This is a genomic window from Actinomadura formosensis (assembly GCF_050948385.1).
Lineage (GTDB): Bacteria > Actinomycetota > Actinomycetes > Streptosporangiales > Streptosporangiaceae > Spirillospora > Spirillospora formosensis.
Genome location: NZ_CP192011.1, coordinates 3,075,603 through 3,095,039, shown reverse-complemented (window position 1 = coordinate 3,095,039; position 19,437 = coordinate 3,075,603). Strand labels below are relative to the sequence as shown.

Sequence of the window (19,437 nt, the reverse complement as noted above, 5' to 3'; positions counted from 1 at the left end):
CCGGGCGGGGGCGTGTTTCCTCCCCAGGGCTAAAGCCCGGGGTCTCCACACTCAGGAGTTCTCGATGAATCCGGGTTCCAAGGTCATGTCGGCCGACGAGGTCGCCGGGTCGCTGGAGAGCGGCATGACGGTCGGGATCGGCGGCTGGGGGTCGCGGCGCAAGCCGATGGCGCTGGTCCGGGCGATCCTCCGCTCCCCCGTCACCGACCTGACGGTGGTGGCCTACGGGGGGCCGGACGTGGGGCTGCTGTGCGCGGCCGGCAAGATCCGCAGGCTGGTCACCGCGTTCGTGACGATGGACTCGATCCCGCTGGAGCCGCACTTCCGGCAGGCCCGGCAGTCCGGGTCGATCGAGCTGACCGAGTACGACGAGGGCATGTTCATGTTCGGGCTGTACGCGGCGGCGCACCGGCTGCCGTTCCTGCCCACGCCGGTCGGCCTCGGCTCGGACGTGCTGAGGGTCAACCCCGAGCTGAAGACGATCCGCTCCCCGTACGAGGACGGAACCGAACTGGTCGCCGTCCCCGCCCTGACGATGGACGTGGCGCTGATCCACATGAACCGCGCCGACGCCCGCGGCAACGCCCAGTACCTCGGCCCCGACCCGTACATGGACGACCTGTTCGCCAAGGCCGCCGGCCGCACCTACGTGTCGTGCGAGCGGCTCGTCGACACCGCGGACTTCGCCAAGGAGGGCCCGGTGCAGTCGATGCTGATCAGCCGGTCGCACGTGGCGGGCGTGGTGGAGACGCCGAACGGGGCGCACTTCACCGACTGCGTGCCCGACTTCGGGCGGGACGAGAAGTTCCAGCGGCTCTACGCGCAGGCGGCGGCCGACCCGGAGAAGTGGGCCGGGTTCCGCGAGCGTTTCCTGTCCGGCGACGAGGCCGCCTACCAGGACGCCGTCCGGGTGTGGCGGGAGGAGAACCGATGAGCGATGTGACGCGCGCGGAGGTGTGCGCCGCGGCGTGCGCGGACCTGTTCCGGGGCGACGGGGAGATCGTCGCGGCGGCGGTCGCCGGGTTCGTGCCGATGCTGGGGTCCCGGCTGGCGCGGGCGACGTTCGCGCCCGGCCTGCTCACGACGGACGGCGGGCCGTCGCTGAGCGCCGAGCCCGTCCCGCTGGGCGCCCAGGCGGCGACGGCCGAGGGGTGGCTGCCGTTCCGCGACCACCTGTGGCTCGTCCTCAACGGACGGCGGCACGTGGTGATGGGGCCGAGCCAGATCGACGCGCACGGCAACACCAACATCTCGTGCATCGGCGACTGGGAGCGTCCGTCCCGGCAGCTCCTGGGCGTGCGCGGCGGGCCGGGCAACACGCTGCTGAACCCGACGAGCTACTGGGTGCCCAAGCACTCGACGCGGGTGTTCACCGAGAAGGTCGACATGGTGAGCGGCGTCGGCTGGGACCGGGGCGCGCACGAGATCCGCGCCGTGGTGACCAACCTCGCGGTGCTCGACTTCGAGACCCCGGACCGGCGGATGCGGCTGCGCTCGGTCCATCCCGGCGTGCGCGTCGACGATGTGCGCGCGGCGACGGGCTTCGAGCTGGCCGTCCCGGACGAGGTGCCCGAGACGCGGCTGCCGGACGGCGAGGAGCTGCGGATCATGCGCGAGGTCCTCGACCCGAAGGGCCTGCGCGAAAGAGAGGTTCCCGCCTGATGGAGCAGGTGCTCGACACTCCGCTGACCCGGCTGACGGGCGTGCGGCACCCGGTCGTCCAGACCGGCATGGGGTGGGTGGCCGGGCCGCGGCTCGTCACGGCCGTGGCGAACGCGGGCGGGCTCGGCGTCCTGGCGTCGGCGACGATGACGCCGGCCCAGCTCGCGGACGCGATCCGCGAGGTCAAGGAGCGCACGGACGCGCCGTTCGGCGTCAACCTGCGGGCGGACGCGGGCGACGCGGGCGACCGCATCGACCTCCTGATCAAGGAGGGCGTGAAGGTCGCCTCGTTCGCGCTCGCGCCCAGGAAGGAGCTGATCGCCAAGCTGAAGGACGCCGGGGTCGTGGTGATCCCCTCGGTCGGCGCGCGGCGGCACGCGGAGAAGGTCGCCGGCTGGGGCGCGGACGCCGTGCTGGTCCAGGGCGGCGAGGGCGGCGGCCACACCGGCGCCGTCGCCACGACGCTGCTGCTGCCGCAGGTGGTGGACGCGGTGGACATCCCGGTCATCGCGGCCGGCGGCTTCTTCGACGGCCGCGGGCTCGCCGCCGCGCTCGCCTACGGGGCGGCGGGCGTGGCGATGGGCACGCGGTTCCTGCTGACCTCCGACAGCTCGGTGCCGGACGCGGTCAAGCAGGTGTACCTGAAGACCGGCGAGACCGTGGTGACGCGGCAGGTGGACGGGATGCCGCACCGGGTGCTGCGCAGCGAGCTGGTCAACACCCTGGAGAGGTCCGGACGCGTGGGCGGGCTCGTCCGGGCGGTGCGCAACGGCGCCCGGTTCAAGAAGCTGTCCGGGATGTCGTGGCGTGCGATGATCGCCGACGGGAAGGCGATGAAGCACGGCAAGGACCTGTCGTGGTCGCAGGTGCTGATGGCCGCGAACACGCCGATGCTGCTGAAGGCGGCCATGGTGGACGGGCGTCCCGACCTGGGCGTGATGGCGTCCGGCCAGGTCGTCGGCGTCATCGACGATCTTCCGAGCTGCGGTGAGCTGATCGACGGGATCGTGCGGCAGGCCGCCGAGGTGATCGCCGCCCAGCAGTCGCTCCTGGTGCGCTAGGGCGCGCCCGCGCCGAGGCCGCGCAGCACGGCCGCCAGTCCCCCGCGGAACTCCTCGTCGGGGCCGATGTGGCGGGCGTGCCGCGCGGTCTCCGCCATGTGGGGGAACTCGCCGGCGGGCAGGGCGGCGATGACGGCGGTCCCCTCCCCCGACAGCGGGCCGAGGTGCTCCAGCTGGATCGCGCCGACGATGTAGGCGATCAGCGTGCGCAGCGCGATGGCCGCGGGCGGCCCGGTGATGCCCGCGTCCGCGAGGATGCCGGTGACCGCCTCGCCCCAGCGCAGCGACCCCGCCGAGGCGTGCCGGTGGGTGAGCGTCAGCGGCACGATCGCCGCGTGGGCGCCGAACGCGTCGCGCATCCGCAGGGCCATGGTCTCGATCCGCGCGTCCCACAGGCCCTCGGGCGGCGGCGTCGGATCGACCCCGCCGTAGACGAGGTCGAGGACGAGCCCTTCCAGCTCCTCCCGGTCGCGCACGTACCGGTAGAGCGCCATGGTGCTCATGCCGAGCTCCTTGGCGACGGCGCGCATGGACAGCCCGGCGAGGCCGTCCCGGTCGATGACGGCGAGCGCCGCCGCGGCGAGCTTCCCGGTGCTGAGCGAGCGTGGTCGAGGCATGGCGCTTGACAGCGTACGACATACACCTACGATCGTAAGCGTACGCCTTACGCTTAAAGGAGCAGCCATGCGTCTCGCGCCCGGTTCCGACGTCCCCGCGCGGCGGTTGACCCCGGTCAACGGCCCGGCGCTCACCGTCCCCGACCCCGGCCGCCTCGTCCATCTGCAGTTCCGCCGGTTCGCGGGCTGCCCGATCTGCAACCTGCACCTGCGCTCGTTCACCGGCCGGCACGCCGAGATCGAGGCGGCGGGCATCCGCGAGGTGGTCGTCTTCCACTCCTCCGCCGAGGAACTGCGCGAGCACGTCCCCGGTCTCCCGTTCGCCGTGATCGGCGATCCGGAGAAGCGGCTGTACGCCGAGTTCGGCGTGGAGTCCGCCCGCCGCGCGCTGCTCGACCCGCGCGCGTGGTGGACGATCGCGCGCTCGGTCGCCGCCGGCACCCGGGAGGTCGCCCGGGGCCGGGCGCGGACGCCGAAGTCCCGCCCGGACGGCGGGCGCCTCGGCCTGCCCGCCGACTTCCTGATCGGCCCCGGCGGCCGGCTCGTGGCCGCCAAGTACGGCGAGCACGCCGCCGACCACTGGAGCGTCGATGACCTGCTGGCCCTGGCCGCTCAGGCGCCCGCCCCGTCCGGGCGGCGATGACCCCGGACGGTCAGTAGCGTCCGCCGACGGCCGCCGGGAGCTCGTCCAGGTCGGCCAGATCGGCTTCGGCGAGCTCCAGGTCGGCGGCGCCCGCGTTGTCGTGCAGGTAGCGGCGCTTCTTGGTGCCGGGGATCGGGATGACGTGGTCGCCCTGCGCGAGCGTCCAGGCGATCGCCACCTGCGCCGGGGTCGCGCCGTGCCGCTCGGCGACCGCCTTGACCACCTCCACGATGCGCAGGTTGGCCTTGAGCGCGTCCTCCTGGAAGCGCGGGTTGCCGACCCGCAGGTCGGTGCTCTCGAAGTCGGCGGAGGTGACCGTCCCGGTGAGGAAGCCCCGGCCGAGCGGTGAGAACGGCACGAACGCGACACCGTTGGCGGCACACCAGCCGACCACGTCGCCCGGTCCCCGGCCGGGGCTCACGCTGTCGCCCGGCAGGGTGCCGGCGAGCCCGCCGGGCGCGCCCATCGCGTCACGCGTCCACAGCGACAGCTCCGACTGGATCGCCGCGACCGGGTGGATCGCGTGCGCCTCGGCGGCCTGCCCGACGCTGACCTCCGACAGGCCCAGCCTGCGGACCTTCCCCGCCTCGACCAGCTCCGCCATCGCGCCCCAGGTGTCGGCCAGCGGCACCTCCGGGTCGACCCGGTGCAGGTAGTACAGGTCGATCACGTCGGTGCCGAGGCGGCGCAGGCTGTCTTCGGCGGAGGCCCTGACGTGCTCCGGCCGGCCGTTCCGGACGATCCTCCTGGTGGCCATCGACTCCACCACCAGGCCCGTCTTGGTCGCGACGACCGCCTCGTCCCGGCGTCCCGCCAGCGCCCGGCCGACGAGCGACTCGTTGTGGCCGTCACCGTAGGGCTGCGCGGTGTCCAGGAACGTCACGCCCAGGTCGAGCGCCTCCCGGATCAGCGCGATCGACGCCTCGTCGTCCCGTTCCGACTCGCCGTAGGCCCAGCTCATGCCCATGCAGCCCAGCCCCACGGCACCGACCGGGGTGCCCGCGAACTCACGGTTCCTCATAGTGATCGCTCCTCTCGTTGCGGGTTCGGGCGCCGCCGCCCGCGCCGGTACGGCGACCGCGATCCCTTCGAGGGGCAGTATCCCGGTCAGTCCTCCAGGAGGCGGCGGCCGATGATCATTTTCTGTATGTCGGCGGTGCCCTCGCCGATCAGCAGCATCGGGGCCTCCCGGTAGAGGCGCTCGATCTCGTACTCCTTGGAGTAGGCGTAGCCGCCGTGGATGCGGAACGCGTCCTCGACCACCTCCTTGCAGTACTCGCTGGCCAGGTACTTCGCCATGCCGGCCTCCAGGTCGTTGCGGTCGCCGGAGTCCTTGCGCCGCGCCGCCATCACCATCATCTGGTGCGCGGCCTCGACCTTGGTCGCCATCTCGGCGAGCCGGAACAGCACGGCCTGATGCCCGGCGATGGGCCTGCCGAACGTCTCACGCTGCCGGGCGTAGCCGAGGGCCAGTTCGTAGGCGCGTTTCGCGACACCGCAGCCGCGGGCGGCCACGTTGACGCGGCCGACCTCCACGCCGTCCATCATCTGGTAGAAGCCGCGGCCGGGCGCCCCGCCGAGGATCCGGTCGGCCGGGACGCGGTACGCGTCGAAGATCAGCTCGGTGGTGTCGACGCCCCGGTAGCCCATCTTCTCGATCTTGCCGGGGACGGTCAGGCCGGGCGCCACCTCCCCGAAGCCGGGCGTCTTGTCGATGAGGAAGGTGGTCATGCCGCGGTGGCCCGCCTCCGGGTCGGTCTTGACGAGCGTGGCGACGAGGTTGGCCGAGGCGCCGTTGGTCAGCCACATCTTCTGCCCGTCGATCACGTAGTCGCCGCCGTCGGGGACGGCACGGGTCGTGATGGCCGAGACGTCCGAGCCGCAGCCGGGCTCCGACATCGAGAACGCGCCCCGGATCTCGCCCGCCGCCATCTTCGGCAGGTAGTGCGCCTTCTGCTCGGCGGTCCCGTGGTGGGTGATCATCCAGGCGACGATGAAGTGGGTGTTGACGATGCCGGACACGCTCATCCAGCCCCGCGACAGCTCCTCCACGACCAGCGCGTAGGTGAGCAGCGACTCCCCGAGCCCGCCGTGCTCCTCATCGATCATCAGGCCGAAGAGCCCGAGTTCCCGCATGCCGTCCACGATCGCCTGCGGGTATTCGTCGGCGTGCTCCAGGGCGGTGGCGACCGGGAGGATCTCCTTGTCGACGAACGCCCGGACGGTCGCGATGATCTCCCGCTGCTCGTCCGACAGCCCGTGGGTCTGCTGCAGCCTGCTCATGCCCGTTCCTCCTGCGATGTCAGCGGCCCTGGAAGCGCGGCGGGCGGCGCCCGGCGAACGCGGCCCGGCCCTCGGCGAAGTCGGCGCTGCCGAACAGCGCGGTCTGCTCCTCGCGCTCGGACTCCAGCAGCCGCGTCAGGTCGGGGTCGGCGCGGGCCAGCAGCCGCTTCGCGGCGGCGACCGACAGCGGGGCGAGCGCGGCGGCCTCCGCGGCCAGGCCGAGCGCGGCGTCCAGGGCCTTGCCGGACGGCGCGAGGGAGTCGGCGAGGCCGATCTCGTGGGCGCGGAGCGCGGGGACCGTCCGGCCGAACACGAGCATCTCCTTGGCGCGGCCCATGCCGACGCGCTGCGGGAGCGTCCAGAGCAGGCCGCCGTCCGCGATGAGGCCGACCTTGCCGAACGCGGCGACGAACCGGGCGTCCTCGGCGGCGACCACGTGGTCGCAGACGGCGGCGAGGGACACCCCGAGCCCGGCCGCGGCGCCCTCGACGGCCGCGATCACCGGCGTCCCGCAGGTCGCGATGAGCCGGACGGCCCGGTGCACGGGCGCGAGCCGGGCGTCGACCGCGTCCGGGCCGGCGCCCTCCATCGACGTGACGTCGCCGCCCGCCGAGAACGTCCCGCCGGCACCGGTCAGCACGATCGCCCGGACGCCGGGGTCGTCCACGGCACGGAGCAGTTCCTCCAGGAGCAGCTCGCGCATCGGGATGTCGATCGCATTGCGCGCCTCGGGCCGGTTCAGCGTGATCACGCGAGTCGCGTCACGATCCGCGACCACGACCACCCGGTCGTCCATCCATCCTCCCGGAGATTTCCTATACGGTATTCCGTCTCGCGCGTCACTCGGCCTGGGCGTCCCAGAACCCCTGCGCCTCCAGATGGACGACCAGCAGCGTGCCCGCGTGCCGGATGTGGGCGCGCATCGCCTGCCGTGCGGCGTCGGCGTCCCCGGCCCGCAGCGCGGCGAGGACGAGACGGTGGTCGTCGGCCGACGCCCTCGTCCAGCCCTCGATGCCGGCGTAGAAGCGGCCCGGCGCGTACCGGGCGACGAGCTGCAGCAGCCAGGCCGTCTTCGGCGATCCGGCGCACAGGTTGATCAGCCGGTGGAACTGGTGGTTGGCGCGTTCGACGCCGCCCGCGTCCCCGGCCTCGAAAGCCCGCTCCAACTGCGCCTGCGTCCGGTCGAGCGATGCCAGCTCGGTCTCGGTGATCTTCCCGGCGGCGCGGGCGGCCAGTTCGCCGGCGAAGTACGCCTGCGCCTCGAACAGGTCCTGGACGTCCTGCCGGGTCAGCGGCGCCGGCATGAACCCGCGGCGCGGCTCCAGCGTCACGAAGCCCTCGCCGCGCAGCGACAGCAGGGCCTCCCGGACGGGCGTGACGCTGATCCCGAGGTCCTCGGCGATCCGCTCCAGGCGGAGGAACTCCCCGTGCCCGACCTGGCCCGACATGATGAGGTCGCGGACGTAGGCGGCCACCTCGTCGCTCAGCTGGCGGCGCCGGCCGAGGGCCCGGTCACCGGAAAGGGCCACAGTCATCGTCTCCCGTGCGCCTGCCAGGTGGGGTGTATCGTCAAACAAAATATATGAGAGCTCGGACCAGCGCGGAAGGGAGACCGAGGCGCCGTGTTCACGCTCAGCGACGAGGAGCGCGCCATCGTCGAGGTCGTCGCCGACTTCGTCGACAGGGAGGTCCGCCCGGTCGCCCGGGACCTGGAGCACGCGGGCACCTATCCCGCCCGCCTCATCGACCGGATGAAGGAGCTGGGCGTCTACGGGCTGACGGTGCCGGAGCCGTACGGCGACGTCAGCGTGTCCAAAGCGTGCTACGCGCTCGTCACCGAGGAGGTGGCGCGCGGCTGGATGGCCCTGGCCGGCGCGTTCGGCGGGCACGCGGTCGTCTCCCACCTGCTGGCCGTGTTCGGCACCGAGGAGCAGAAGGCCCGCTACCTGCCGAGAATGGCGACCGGCGAGCTGCGCGCGACGATGGCGCTCACCGAGCCGTCCGGCGGCTCGGACCTGCAGGCGATGGCCACGACCGCGCGGCGGGACGGCGGCCGGTACATCATCGACGGCGCCAAGATGTGGATCACCAACGCGCGGATGTCGGGCCTCATCGCACTGATGTGCAAGACCGACCCCCACGCGTCCCCGCGGCACAGGGGCATCAGCATCCTGCTGGTGGAGCCGGGACCCGGCCTGACCATCTCCCGTGACCTGCCGAAGCTCGGCTACAAGGGCGTGGAGAGCTGCGAGCTGTCGTTCGAGGGCCACGAGGCGCCGCTCGACGCGGTGCTCGGCGGCGAAGAGGGCCGCGGCTTCACCCAGATGATGCGCGGTCTCGAAGTGGGCCGTATCCAGGTCGCGGCACGCGCGCTGGGCGTCGGCCGCGCCGCCCTGGAGGACTCCCTGCGTTACGCCCAGGAGCGGGAGGCGTTCGGCAGGCCGATCTGGCAGCACCAGTCCATCGGCAACTACCTCGCCGACATGGCCACGCAGCTCCGGGCCGCCCGGCTGCTCACCCTCGACGCCGCCGGGCGCCTGGACGCGGGCGAGCGCTGCGACATGGAGGCGGGCATGGCGAAGCTGCACGCGTCGGAGACGGCGATGCAGATCGCGCTGAACGCGCTCCGCATCCACGGCGCGGCCGGCTACTCGACCGAGTTCGACATCGAGCGCTACTTCCGCGACGCCCCGCTGATGATCGTCGGCGAGGGCACCAACGAGATCCAGCGCAACGTGATCGTCAAGCAGCTCATCGAGCGGCACCGGGTCTAGGGCGCGGCGGCCGGGTCCTCGCCGGCGCGGATCCAGCCGAGCGTCCGCTCCACCGCGCGTTTCCAGTCGCCGTACTCGGCGGTGACAACCCCGGTCATCTCCTGCGGCTCGGGAAGCCCAGCCCGCGAGATCGACCATCGCCCCATCGCCCAGGAACGTCAGGACGGGATGAGGGGGCAGTGGGTGCCCTGGTAGACGGTGGGGACGCAGCGGTTGCAGTGGACGCACAGGGACGGGGTGGACGAGTCGGCCGCGATGCGGTTCACCAGGTCGGGCTCACGCAGGAGGGCCCGGGCCATGGCGACGAACTGGAAGCCCTCCGACATCGCCTTGTCCATGCTCTCCCGGTCGGTGATGCCGCCCAGCAGGATCAGCGGGAGGTCGAGTTCGGCGCGGAACTTGCGGGCGTGTTCCAGCAGGTAGGCGTCCTTGTAGGGATAGGTGCGCAGAAACTTCTTGCCGAACATGCGCAGGCCGACGCGCATGGGCAGCTTGTAGCTGGCCGCGAATTCGGGGATGGGCATTTCGCCGCGGAACAGGTACATCGGGTTGAGCAGTGAGCTGCCCGCGGTCAGCTCCAGCGCGTCGACCGTGCCCTCCTCCTGGAGCCGGCGGGCCACGTACAGGCTGTCGTCGATCTCCAGGCCGCCGCGCACGCCGTCGCGCATGTTGAGCTTGCCGGTGATCGCGATACGGTCGCCGACCTCGTCCCGGACGGCGCGGGCGATGCCGAGCGCGACCTTGGCGCGGTTCTCGATCGGCCCGCCGTAGCCGTCCTTGCGCCGGTTGAGCCGCGGGCTGAGGAACGAGCTGGCCAGGTAGTTGTGGCCCATGTGGATCTCGACGGCGTCGAACCCGGACTCGACCGCCAACCGGGCCGCCTCGGCGTGCGCGCGGGTGATGCGCTCGATGTCCCCTTCCGTGGCGACCTTGGTGAAGGCCATCCCCAGGGGGTTGAAGAAGCGTCCGGCCGAGATGGCGGGCAGCTTGGTGGAGCTGGCGTCGGCGACGGGCCCCGCGTGCCCGATCTGGGCGGACGCGGCGGCCCCCTCGGCGTGCACGGCGTCGGTGAGGCGGCGCAGCCCGGGGACGGCTTCGGGCCGCATCCAGATCTGCCCCCGCTCCGTGCGGCCCTCGGGCGCGACCGCGCAGTAGGCGACGGTCGTCATGCCCACTCCCCCGGCGGCGGGCCGCCGGTGGTACTCGATGAGGTCGCCGGTCACGACCGCCTCGGGCGTCATCCCCTCGAACGTCGCGGCCTTGATCACCCGGTTGCGCAGCGTCAGCGGCCCGAGGCGGGCTGGTTCGAACACGTCCACAGCAGACTCCGTTTCGCCCTCTTGAGTTCCAACCTCGGCACCCGACCCGCCGGGGGTTCCAGGGGGTCGCCCCCTGGGCTAACAGGGAGTCACAGCTTCTCGATGATGGTCACGTTGGCCTGGCCGCCGCCCTCGCACATGGTCTGGAGGCCGTAGCGGCCGCCGGTGCGGTCCAGTTCGTGGAGCAGGGTGGTCATGAGGCGGGCGCCGGTGGCGCCGAGGGGGTGGCCGAGGGCGATGGCGCCGCCGTTCGGGTTGACCTTCGCGGGGTCGGCGCCGGTCTCCTTCAGCCAGGCGAGGACGACGGACGCGAACGCCTCGTTGATCTCGACGGCGTCGATGTCGCCGATCGTCATGCCGGTCTTCTTCAGCGCGTACGCGGTGGCGGGGATCGGCGCGGACAGCATCCGGATCGGGTCCTCGCCGCGCGCCGAGATGTGGTGGATGCGGGCGCGCGGGGTGAGGCCGTGCTCCCTGACGGCCCGCTCGGACGCGATGAGCAGGGCGGCGGCGCCGTCGGAGATCTGGGACGAGAGGGCGGCGGTGAGGCGTCCGCCGTCCACGAGGGTCTTCAGGCCGGCCATCTTCTCCAGTGTGGTGTCACGGCGCGGGCCCTCGTCGGTGGTGACGTCCTCGTAGGGGGCGATCTCGCGGGTGAAGCGCCCCTCGTCGATGGCGCGGATGGCGCGCTGGTGCGACTCGTAGGCGAACTCCTCCATGTCCTCGCGGGACAGGTCCCAGTCGCGGGCGATCATCTCGGCGCCGTGGAACTGGGAGACCTCCCGGTCGCCGTAGCGGCGCCGCCAGCCCTTGGAGCCGGCGAAGGGGCCTTCGGTGAAGCCGAGCGGCGCGGCGGCGGTCATCGCGGACCCGATCGGGATCTGCGACATGTTCTGCACGCCGCCCGCCACGACCAGGTCGGACGTCCCGGACAGGACGGCCTGCGCGGCGAAGTGGACGGCCTGCTGCGAGGAGCCGCACTGCCGGTCGACGGTGACGCCGGGGACCTCCTCGGGCAGCCCGGCGGCGAGCCAGCAGGTGCGGGCGATGTCGCCGGCCTGCGGCCCGAGGGTGTCGACGCAGCCGAACACGACGTCCTCGACGGCGGACGGGTCGGCCTTCGTGCGGTCCATCAGCGCGGTGAGCGCGTGCGCGCCGAGGTCGGCGGGGTGCGCGCCGGCGAGCCCGCCGCCCCGGCGTCCGACGGGGGTGCGGACGGCGTCGACGATGTATGCCTCGGCCATGGGTCTCTCCTTCGTACAGGGGTCCTAGCTCGCCTGGATGCCTTCGAGGAACATGGCGAGGTACTGCTTGGCGATGTCGTCGGCGGACAGCCGCCCGCCGTGCTGGTACCAGTTCGCCGCGAGCCAGACGGTGTCGCGGATGAACCGGTACACCAGGGTCCGGTCGAGGTCGGCGCGGAACGCGCCCTCCTTGACGCCCCGGTCCAGCAGGGACAGCCACATCTCCTCGAACCGGCGCTGCGAGTCGAGCAGGTAGTGGAACCGTTCGCTGGTCGCGAGGTGCTTGGACTCGTTCTGGTAGAGGACGACGGCGGGCCGGTGCCGGTCGATCGAGCGGAACGACTCGACGACGATGGCCTCCAGGGTCTCGCGGGCGCTGAGCCCGGCGTCCAGGACGCGGCCGTACCCGGCCCACATCTCGTCCAGGAACGTCCGGAGGATCTCGTCGGCCATCGACTCCTTGGAGTCGAAGTGGTAGTAGAGGCTGCCGCCGAGGATGCCGGCGGCGTCGGCCACCTTCCGGACGGTGGTGGCGGAGTAGCCCTGGGAGGCGAACACCTCGGCGGCCGTGGCGAGCAGTTCGGCTCGCCGTTCCGCGCGGGCGGTGGCGGTGCCCTCGGCGTCGCGCCGTCGTGGACTCATCGTGGTTCCTAGGGGTGCTGGGAGGAGACGGAGACGACCTCGCCCGTCATGTACGAGGAGTAGTCGCTGGCCAGGAAGACGATAACGTTGGCCACCTCCCACGGCTCGGCGTAGCGTCCGAACGCCTCGCGGCGCGTCAGTTCGTCCAGCAGTTCCCCCGACGTCACCTTCACCAGGTGCGGGTGCATGGCGAGGGACGGCGAGACGGCGTTGACGCGGACGCCGTAGTCCGCGGCCTCCAGCGCGGAGCAGCGGGTGAGCGCCATGACGCCGGCCTTCGCGGCGGCGTAGTGCGACTGGCCTTTCTGGGCCCGCCAGCCGATCACCGAGGCGTTGTTGACGATGACGCCCGCCCCCTGGCCGCGCATGATCCGCAGGGCGGCGCGGGTGCAGCGCATGGTGCCGGTGAGCGTGATGTCGAGGACGCGCCCCCACTGCTCGTCGGTCATGTCGACGAGGTCGGCCGTCCCGCCGAGCCCGGCGTTGTTGACGGCGGCGTCGACGCGTCCGAAGCGCTCCACGGCCAGGCCGTAGAGGGCCTGCACCTGGTCCTCGGACGTCACGTCGCAGACCAGGGAGGCGACGCGGTCGGCGCCGAACTCCTTCTCCAGTTCCCGCGCGGACGCGGTGAGCCGCCGTTCGTGGGTGTCGGAGATGAGGACGCGGGCGCCCTCCTCCAGGCAGCGGCGGGCGGTGGCGCCGCCGATCCCGGCGCCCGCCGCGGCGGTGATCACGACGGCGCGGTCCTTGAGCAGGCCGTGCCCGGGGACGTACGGCGGCGGGGTCATCCGCGTGCCTCTCTGCTTGCGGCGGGTTCACGGGGCAGGCCGAGCACGCGCTCGGCGATGATGTTGCGCTGGATCTCGTTCGACCCGGCGTAGATCGTGTCGGAGCGGGAGAACAGGAACAGCCGCTGCCAGTCGTTCAGGTCATAGGGTTCGCCGTCGGCGACGAGCCCGGCGGTGCCGAGGACGTCCATGGCCAGTTCACCCAGTTCCCGGTGCCAGGTGCCCCAGACGAGCTTGGAGATCGACGACTCGGGCCCCGGCGCGCCGGCGGCGACGCCCGCCATCGTCCGGACGGCGTTCAGCCGCATGATCTCCAGGCCCATGTACGCCCTGGTCAGCCGGTCGCGCAGCAGCGGATCGGCGATGGCTCCGGTGCGCCGGGCGAGGTCGGCGACGTCTTCGAACTCGCGGCGGAACCCGACCTGCTGGCCGAGCGTCGCGACGCCGCGCTCGAACCCGAGCGTGGCCATCGCGATCTTCCAGCCCTCGCCGGGCGCGCCGACGATGTTGCCGGCGCCGGTGCGGGCGCCGTCGAAGAAGACCTCGTTGAACTCGGAGGTGCCGGTGAGCTGGATGATCGGCCGGATGTCCACGCCGTCCTGCTTCATCGGCACGAGCAGATACGACAGCCCCCTGTGCCGGGACGAGCCGGGCTCGGTGCGGCAGACGACGAAGCACCAGTCCGCTTCGAGGGCCAGCGACGTCCACACCTTCTGCCCGTTGACCAGCCAGTGGTCGCCGGAGAGTTCGGCGCGGGTCTGGACGTTGGCGAGGTCGGAGCCGGCGTCGGGCTCGGAGTAGCCCTGGCACCACAGTTCCTCGACGCCGACGATCGGCGGCAGGAAGCGGGCGCGCTGCTCGTCGGTGCCGAACGCGATGATCGTGGGGCCGAGCAGGTTCTCGCCGATGTGGTTGACCCGGGCGGGGCCGTCGGCGAGCGCGTACTCCTCGTGGAAGATGACCTGCTGCTCGACGGTGGCGCCGCGTCCGCCGTACTCCCGCGGCCAGCCGACGCACGTCCAGCCGGCGGCGGCCATGTGCCGCTCCCAGGCCAGCCGCTCCTCGAACGCCTCGTGCTCGCGGCCGGGCCCGCCGAGCCCGCGGGCGTGCGCGAACTCGCCCGACAGGTTCGCCCGCAGCCAGTCGCGGACCTCGGCGCGGAAGGCGCGGTCCTCCGGCGACTCGTTCTGGTTCACGCCGCGCACTCTACCAAACAGTTGTTAGAAAGAATCACCCCCCAGGGCGGGTTCGGCCTCCCGTCCCGCCCTCGGCTCCAGAGCCGGCGCGGCCGGACGCTCCGGCACGGCCGGCGGCGGGCCCCGGTGGTGCAGATCGCGGTGGTGCAGGTCCCGGTGGTCCAGGCCGCGGTGGAACAGGTCGAACAGCCGGTCCCAGCGGGCGAGGACGGCGTCCGGATGGAACCGCAGCACCGACGCGCGGGCCGCGGCACCGAGGGCGCGGCGCAGGTCCCGGTCCACGATGAGGCGTTCCAGCGCCGCCGCGAACGCGGCCGTGTCGCCGGGCGGCACCAGCACGCCGTCCCGGCCGTCCTCGATCAGCACCCGGACACCCGGCGCGCAGTCGAACGCGACCGTGGGCAGCCCGTAGGCCATCGCCTCCAGCACCGACATCGGGAAGCCCTCCGCCCGCGACGGCAGCGCGAAGATCGACGCCTCGACGAGCGCCTCCTCCACATCGGCGACCACGCCCCGGAACTCCACCGAACCGGATATTCCTGCCGCCTGCGCGCGCAGTTCCTCCTCGTCCGGGCCGCCGCCGTAGACGTGCAGCCGCCAGCCCGGGTGAGCCGCCGAGACCCGTTCCCACACCTCCAGCATCAGGTCCATGCCCTTCTCCTGGGAGAGGCGCCCGACACAGGCGACGACGGGAAGATCCAGCGTGGGATGGACGGTCGGCGTGACGTGCAGGGCGTTCGGGATGTGGTCGACGTTGGTCATGCCGTCCCTGGCCCAGGCGTCGGCATCCTCGGCGGTCAGCACCAGCATCCGGTCGGCGTCCGCATAGTGCTCCCTGACCCGCCGGTACCGCGAGGACATGCGGGTCGCCTTGTACGACTCGTGGCTCATCGCCACGACGCGCAGCCCGGAGGTGTCGGCCAGCCGTACCCACTCCATCGCCCACACCTGCGCCACGATCACCACCGCCCCGGGCCCGGCGGCGGCGAACAGCTCCGACAGCCGGGCCGCCCCGCGCCGCTGGGCCGCCGACCGCCACAGCTCGCGTCCGCGCGCCACCGCGTTCAGGTGCTCCAGCGGCTTCGCCGGCCGCCACGCCATCGCCGGCGCACGCCACTCCCGGTGCAGCACCTCGACGGCGTAGGACCCGTCGCGGCCGTGGTGGTACGGCTCCGGGCCCCGGGTGATCCCGACGAGGGTCACCCGGTCGCCGCGGCCGGCCAGCAGCCGCGCCATGTGGTGCGCCCAGCGCTGGAGCCCGCCCATCTCGTCGGCGTTGTTGCACACGATGAAGACCTCACGCGGTGCGGCCATTGCGTTTCCCCCTGTGGCTCGGCCGTGCGGCTGGGAAGTGGCGGTCCACCACCGTGCGGGCGGCGGTGCCCCGGTCGTGCTCGCCGAACCGCGCCGCGAACGCGCGGCGCCGGGCGGCGTGGACGGCCTCGGCCGCGTCCAGCCCGGCGAGCGCGGCGACGAGCTCGTCCTCGGTGCGGGTGATCGGCCCGGGGCCGTGCCGCTCCAGGTCGAAGTAGCCGGTGGTGAGATCACGGCCGTCCGGGAGGTGCAGGACGATCGGCCGGTCCAGCAGCGCGAAGTCGAACATGAGGGAGGAGTGGTCGGTGATCAGCGCGTCCGCGAGCAGCAGCAGCGGGGTGACGTCGGGCACCGCGCCGACGTCCCGCATGACCGCGCGGGCGCCCGGCGGGACGTTGGCCCGGCACAGGTAGTGCGGCCGGACGAGCAGGACGTACCGCTCGCCCAGCTCACGCGCGAACCTCTCCGGGTCGACGGGCGGGTCCAGCAGCCCGACCGGGCGTCCCCCCGGCCCGGTGGCGAACGTCGGCGCGTACAGGACGGCGCGGCGCCCGTCGGCAAGGCCGAGCGACGCCCGCAGGGCGGCGGCCTCGGCGGCCGGCTCCGGGTCGCCGTCCACCCCGTTGACCAGCGGATCGTTGCGCGGGTAGCCGGAGGGGAGCAGCTCGGCGCGGACGCCGAGCCCGCGGCACAGCGTCTCGGCGTCGTGCCGGGAGCGCACCAGGAAGCAGTCGTAGCGCTCCGCCATCCGCCGCAGCCGCGCCCTGTCGGCGGCGGGGCCGCTCTTGAGGCGCGGCTGGTCGAGGCCCATCAGCTTGAACGCCGACCCGTGCCAGGTCTGGACATAGGTGGTCTCCGGGCGTTTGCGAAGACCATCCGGATAGCCCTGGTTGTCGATCCAGAACTGCGCCCGCGCCAGCGCCAGGAAGTACGCCCACGAGCCGCGCCGGACCAGCGTCGCGTCGCCCGGGAACCCCTCCGGTGACGACGCGTACGACCAGACCGCCGTCACGGGACGGCCCGTCCGGCGCAACTCCCGGTAGATGTACTTCGGATTATCCGAATAGTCGCGGCCGAGGTGGCTTTCGAAGACGACCAGGCCGGGCCGGACGGGCAGCCGGCTCAGCACCCGGTTGAACACGGCGATCTTGGTCTCGCGGGCGGTCAGCCTCCCCCGGACGGCCTCCCCCAGCGAGCGCGCGCCACGCCGGGCGAGCCGCCCGGCCGGGGAGCGGGCGGCGCACCGCGCGGCGGCCCCCGCGAGCCGCCCCCACGGGCCCGCCGCCTCCAGCGCGAACGCCAGATGCCCGCCCTCGGTGACGTACGAGCGGAGCCGGTCGGCGGCGAGCCTGGTCAGCCGGGGCCGGACGGGCAGCGCGACCCCGCTCAGCGGCGGTGACCCGTGCCCTTCGCCGGGGCGGGTGACCACGTCCTCACCGTCGACCCGGATGCGGAGCCGCACGTCCCAGACCGGATCGACGAATCCGACCGGCCTGATCCGCTCGGCCGGGGCGAACTGCGACCGCCAGGCCAGCCGGTCGCCCTCGTGCCGGACGGTGGCGCGAGCCCGCGCCCGGCGGGACCGGCGGCGCCGGTCGCGGAACTCCAGCGTCCCGGCCAGTTCCGCGTCCGGGGGGATCCGATCCAGCGGGTTCAGCACGTGCCCGGCCATGAGGACGCGGTCGCCGCGCATCTCCAGCCGCGTCACCGTGTTGGCCGGACGCAGTTCCCTCAGCGGGCGGACATGGAACCCGAGGCCCGTCACGTCCAGGATCCGGCGGCCGAGCCTCCCGCGCGGACGGCCCGCGCCCCAGAACACCCGCCCGTCCCGCTCCACCAGCCGGGCCCGCAGTTCGGGCCGCTCGTCCGGCCGGTACCCGGCGGCGGCGAGCGCCCCCTCGTGGTCGCCCTCGCGGATCAGGTACGCGGCGATCGCGGGCAGCGGGCGCGCCAGCTCGAACGCGCACGGGTCCAGCTCCGCCAGGTACGCGGCCGCCAGGTCGAGGAAACGCTCCCGGCGGCCCGGATCGCGGTCGCGCAGCTCCCGCAGGTAGAGCCCCAGGTCATGGTTGATGAACTTGACGTCCTTGGCGCGCCGCAGGTCGTGGGCGCCGCGCAGCGCGAACATCATGTCGATGCGCCGGTGGATCTCCAGCCGGTCGGCGAAGTTGGCCGGTTCGGCGCGCCGGTTCGAGATCGACGGTGTCGGCGTCCGCTCCTGAACGAACCAGTTGTAGACGCGGGGCGGGATCAGCGCGGTCCGTTCGGCCGCCAGGTACGCCTCCGCGGTGAACAGCAGGTCCTCGTAGTGCAGCCGTTCGACGAACCGGAGCCCGTGCTCGTCCAGGAAGCCCCGCCGGTACGCCTTGTTGGTCGAGAGGGTGTCGTAGAGGAGACGGGGGTTCTCGCTCAGCGACCCGTACACGGCGCTGCGCCGGTAGAGCCAGGAATACCAGGGGCGGACACGTCCCTTCGCGCCCTCGGGCACGTCCAGGAAGATCCGGTCGCACCGCCCGGACACCAGGTCGGCGCCGGTGTCCTCGGCGGCGGCGAGCAGGTTGAGGCAGGCGTGCCGGTCCAGCAGGTCGTCGCTGTCGAGGAACATCAGGTACCGGCCGGCCGACGCCTCGATCCCGGCGTTGCGGGGACGTCCGCAGCCGCCCGAGTTGGACGGCAGGCGCACGGCGCGGACCCGTCCCGGATGCGCGGCGGCGAGCCGGTCGGCGATCTCCCCGGTGCCGTCGGTGCTCGCGTCGTCGACGATGACCGTCTCGACGCCGCCCAGCGACTGCGCCAGCGACGAGGCGACCGCCCGCGGAAGCCGCCGGGCGTCGTTGTAGGCGATAACCACCACACTGACATCCGGGCGCAGCCGCATGGGCGTCCCCCTTCACCCTTCCTCTGGGGACGGCCCCCAGGCGCCGGTCGGACGGTCGCCAGTGATTCCTATCCAGGAACGCCTTATCGAGGTCCAATGAGGATCAAAGGCTGTCAATGCTTCCCATTACCCGACTTCGCCGCAGACCTGGGGACCGTCACCGGGGGACGCCAGAAGGCGCCCGGCCGGAACCGGGCGCCCGCTGGAGGGGAGGACGGGTCAGGACGCGTAGTCGGGGTAGCCGTAGCCGACGACCGTGGACTTGGCGCGGACCTTCTTGTTCACCGCGTTCTCGGTGTTGCCCTCAATGGTGCTGATGGTGCCGTTGCCGTTGTCCTTGACGACGATGCCGACGTGGTCGATGTCGCCGATGCGGCCCTTGGAGCCCTTCTTCCAGTCGAAGAACACGATGGAGCCCGGCTTGGCCTTGTGACCCCAGCGGTCGGTCTTCTTGAACCAGGAGGCGTGCTGGACGGTGTAGGCGTCCCAGCCCATGTTCTTCACGCCTGTCTGGGCGCCGAGCCACGAGACGAACATGTCGCACCACTGGGCGCCGTTGTACGCCTTGGTGGAGAAGCCGCCGTCGCGCTTGGCGGTGGCCTTGGCGTGCGAGGTCGAGACGTACCAGTCGTGGTACTTGGTCTGGCCGCGCTTGCCCTCCTTGACGCCGACCTGCTTCTTCGCCAGCTTCAGCACCTCGGCGGGCTTGACCGCGCGCGGCGGCACCTTGTACCCCGCCTTGCGTGCCTCGTCGGCGATGGAGGAGGTGGAATCCTTCGACGCGGTGCCCTTCTCGGCGACCGCCGCCGCCTGGGCCGGGGCCGGAGCCGCGGCCGTGGCCGCGGCGGCCTGCGCCGGGGTCTCGGCCGCGGCGCGGCCACCGGCGAGGGGGTTCAGGACCGCGAGCCCGACGGCTCCGGCGAGGACGGTGCTGACGGCGACGCCGACGGCCTTGTCCTCGGGGGTGAAGGCGCTCAGGGAAAGTCGATTGAAACGACCGGTCATGCAGGGAATCT

General features: G+C 72.6%; 18 protein-coding genes. 5 read left to right on the top strand and 13 right to left on the bottom strand.

All coding sequences use genetic code 11. The features are described from left to right. Nucleotides 1-64: 64 nt before the first annotated feature. Genes ACQP1N_RS14650 through ACQP1N_RS14640 form a run of 3 tightly spaced genes read left to right on the top strand, consistent with a single transcriptional unit; the run spans nt 65 to nt 2,723 of the window. The gene (locus ACQP1N_RS14650) at nt 65-934 is read left to right on the top strand and encodes a CoA transferase subunit A (RefSeq protein WP_067799078.1); all 870 of its coding nucleotides are present in this window, start codon (nt 65-67) and stop codon (nt 932-934) included. Then, nucleotides 931-1,662 (top strand): CoA-transferase subunit beta, encoded by a 732-nt coding sequence (locus ACQP1N_RS14645; RefSeq protein ID WP_433231876.1) that lies wholly within the window; start codon nt 931-933, stop codon nt 1,660-1,662. The genes ACQP1N_RS14650 and ACQP1N_RS14645 overlap by 4 nt, the downstream gene beginning before the upstream one ends. Continuing rightward, on the top strand, nt 1,662-2,723 hold the full coding sequence (locus tag ACQP1N_RS14640) for an NAD(P)H-dependent flavin oxidoreductase (RefSeq protein ID WP_433231873.1): 1,062 nt from the start codon (nt 1,662-1,664) through the stop codon (nt 2,721-2,723). Before ACQP1N_RS14645 ends, ACQP1N_RS14640 begins: the two co-directional genes overlap by 1 nt. Here the strand turns inward: ACQP1N_RS14640 and ACQP1N_RS14635 are convergent. Next, nucleotides 2,720-3,340 (bottom strand): TetR/AcrR family transcriptional regulator, encoded by a 621-nt coding sequence (locus ACQP1N_RS14635; protein WP_433231871.1) that lies wholly within the window; start codon nt 3,338-3,340, stop codon nt 2,720-2,722. The genes ACQP1N_RS14640 and ACQP1N_RS14635 overlap by 4 nt on opposite strands. Before the next feature lie 67 nt (nt 3,341-3,407). On the opposite strand from ACQP1N_RS14635, the gene ACQP1N_RS14630 reads away from it, so the two are divergent. Then, a complete protein-coding gene (locus ACQP1N_RS14630; protein ID WP_067799066.1) occupies nt 3,408-3,983 on the top strand; it encodes a peroxiredoxin-like family protein in 576 nt (191 codons plus the stop codon). A gap of 10 nt (nt 3,984-3,993) precedes the next feature. On the opposite strand, the gene ACQP1N_RS14625 is transcribed toward ACQP1N_RS14630, so the two are convergent. The 4 genes from ACQP1N_RS14625 to ACQP1N_RS14610 all read right to left on the bottom strand — a co-directional run bounded on the left by ACQP1N_RS14625 (nt 3,994) and on the right by ACQP1N_RS14610 (nt 7,801). Beyond that, nucleotides 3,994-5,004, bottom strand: coding sequence for an aldo/keto reductase (locus ACQP1N_RS14625; protein ID WP_433231865.1), 1,011 nt, complete (start codon nt 5,002-5,004; stop codon nt 3,994-3,996). 86 nt (nt 5,005-5,090) lie between these two features. Then, on the bottom strand, nt 5,091-6,266 hold the full coding sequence (locus tag ACQP1N_RS14620; RefSeq protein WP_067799061.1) for an acyl-CoA dehydrogenase family protein: 1,176 nt from the start codon (nt 6,264-6,266) through the stop codon (nt 5,091-5,093). A 19-nt stretch (nt 6,267-6,285) separates the two neighbouring features. Beyond that, nucleotides 6,286-7,062, bottom strand: coding sequence for an enoyl-CoA hydratase/isomerase family protein (locus ACQP1N_RS14615; RefSeq protein WP_067799057.1), 777 nt, complete (start codon nt 7,060-7,062; stop codon nt 6,286-6,288). A 43-nt stretch (nt 7,063-7,105) separates the two neighbouring features. Next, entirely contained in the window at nt 7,106-7,801 is a 696-nt protein-coding gene (locus ACQP1N_RS14610) for a GntR family transcriptional regulator (protein WP_433231861.1), read from the bottom strand. Between the two features lie 87 nt (nt 7,802-7,888). On the opposite strand from ACQP1N_RS14610, the gene ACQP1N_RS14605 reads away from it, so the two are divergent. After that, nucleotides 7,889-9,040, top strand: coding sequence for an acyl-CoA dehydrogenase family protein (locus ACQP1N_RS14605; protein ID WP_433231859.1), 1,152 nt, complete (start codon nt 7,889-7,891; stop codon nt 9,038-9,040). Between the two features lie 158 nt (nt 9,041-9,198). On the opposite strand, the gene ACQP1N_RS14600 is transcribed toward ACQP1N_RS14605, so the two are convergent. The 8 genes from ACQP1N_RS14600 to ACQP1N_RS14565 form a co-directional block, all read right to left on the bottom strand. Next, nucleotides 9,199-10,359 carry an NADH:flavin oxidoreductase gene (locus tag ACQP1N_RS14600; protein WP_067799040.1) on the bottom strand — a complete coding sequence of 387 codons (1,161 nt, stop codon included), beginning with the start codon at nt 10,357-10,359 and terminating at the stop codon, nt 9,199-9,201. 89 nt (nt 10,360-10,448) lie between these two features. Beyond that, on the bottom strand, nt 10,449-11,603 hold the full coding sequence (locus ACQP1N_RS14595; protein ID WP_067799037.1) for an acetyl-CoA C-acetyltransferase: 1,155 nt from the start codon (nt 11,601-11,603) through the stop codon (nt 10,449-10,451). A gap of 24 nt (nt 11,604-11,627) precedes the next feature. Further along, a complete protein-coding gene (locus ACQP1N_RS14590; RefSeq protein WP_067799035.1) occupies nt 11,628-12,245 on the bottom strand; it encodes a TetR/AcrR family transcriptional regulator in 618 nt (205 codons plus the stop codon). A gap of 8 nt (nt 12,246-12,253) precedes the next feature. Continuing rightward, nucleotides 12,254-13,033 carry an SDR family oxidoreductase gene (locus ACQP1N_RS14585; RefSeq protein ID WP_433231855.1) on the bottom strand — a complete coding sequence of 260 codons (780 nt, stop codon included), beginning with the start codon at nt 13,031-13,033 and terminating at the stop codon, nt 12,254-12,256. Continuing rightward, entirely contained in the window at nt 13,030-14,229 is a 1,200-nt protein-coding gene (locus ACQP1N_RS14580) for an acyl-CoA dehydrogenase family protein (protein WP_433231853.1), read from the bottom strand. The genes ACQP1N_RS14585 and ACQP1N_RS14580 overlap by 4 nt, the downstream gene beginning before the upstream one ends. A 24-nt stretch (nt 14,230-14,253) precedes the next feature. Then, complete coding sequence (locus ACQP1N_RS14575; protein ID WP_084262994.1) at nt 14,254-15,543, bottom strand: glycosyltransferase; 1,290 nt, start codon at nt 15,541-15,543, stop codon at nt 14,254-14,256. Then, the gene (locus ACQP1N_RS14570) at nt 15,527-18,421 is read right to left on the bottom strand and encodes a bifunctional glycosyltransferase/CDP-glycerol:glycerophosphate glycerophosphotransferase (protein WP_433231851.1); all 2,895 of its coding nucleotides are present in this window, start codon (nt 18,419-18,421) and stop codon (nt 15,527-15,529) included. The genes ACQP1N_RS14575 and ACQP1N_RS14570 overlap by 17 nt, the downstream gene beginning before the upstream one ends. A 219-nt stretch (nt 18,422-18,640) precedes the next feature. Continuing rightward, on the bottom strand, nt 18,641-19,426 hold the full coding sequence (locus ACQP1N_RS14565) for a CHAP domain-containing protein (protein WP_067799026.1): 786 nt from the start codon (nt 19,424-19,426) through the stop codon (nt 18,641-18,643). Nucleotides 19,427-19,437 lie beyond the last annotated feature (11 nt).

Coding starts and splice junctions, on each gene's coding strand:
- ACQP1N_RS14590 (WP_067799035.1), bottom strand. CDS start 12,245: ATGAGTCCACGACGGCGCGACGCCGAGGGCACCGCCACCGCCCGCGCG.
- ACQP1N_RS14575 (WP_084262994.1), bottom strand. CDS start 15,543: ATGGCCGCACCGCGTGAGGTCTTCATCGTGTGCAACAACGCCGACGAG.
- ACQP1N_RS14635 (WP_433231871.1), bottom strand. CDS start 3,340: ATGCCTCGACCACGCTCGCTCAGCACCGGGAAGCTCGCCGCGGCGGCG.
- ACQP1N_RS14625 (WP_433231865.1), bottom strand. CDS start 5,004: ATGAGGAACCGTGAGTTCGCGGGCACCCCGGTCGGTGCCGTGGGGCTG.
- ACQP1N_RS14645 (WP_433231876.1), top strand. CDS start 931: ATGAGCGATGTGACGCGCGCGGAGGTGTGCGCCGCGGCGTGCGCGGAC.
- ACQP1N_RS14585 (WP_433231855.1), bottom strand. CDS start 13,033: ATGACCCCGCCGCCGTACGTCCCCGGGCACGGCCTGCTCAAGGACCGC.
- ACQP1N_RS14630 (WP_067799066.1), top strand. CDS start 3,408: ATGCGTCTCGCGCCCGGTTCCGACGTCCCCGCGCGGCGGTTGACCCCG.
- ACQP1N_RS14570 (WP_433231851.1), bottom strand. CDS start 18,421: ATGCGGCTGCGCCCGGATGTCAGTGTGGTGGTTATCGCCTACAACGAC.
- ACQP1N_RS14595 (WP_067799037.1), bottom strand. CDS start 11,603: ATGGCCGAGGCATACATCGTCGACGCCGTCCGCACCCCCGTCGGACGC.
- ACQP1N_RS14610 (WP_433231861.1), bottom strand. CDS start 7,801: ATGACTGTGGCCCTTTCCGGTGACCGGGCCCTCGGCCGGCGCCGCCAG.
- ACQP1N_RS14615 (WP_067799057.1), bottom strand. CDS start 7,062: ATGGACGACCGGGTGGTCGTGGTCGCGGATCGTGACGCGACTCGCGTG.
- ACQP1N_RS14640 (WP_433231873.1), top strand. CDS start 1,662: ATGGAGCAGGTGCTCGACACTCCGCTGACCCGGCTGACGGGCGTGCGG.
- ACQP1N_RS14620 (WP_067799061.1), bottom strand. CDS start 6,266: ATGAGCAGGCTGCAGCAGACCCACGGGCTGTCGGACGAGCAGCGGGAG.
- ACQP1N_RS14565 (WP_067799026.1), bottom strand. CDS start 19,426: ATGACCGGTCGTTTCAATCGACTTTCCCTGAGCGCCTTCACCCCCGAG.
- ACQP1N_RS14650 (WP_067799078.1), top strand. CDS start 65: ATGAATCCGGGTTCCAAGGTCATGTCGGCCGACGAGGTCGCCGGGTCG.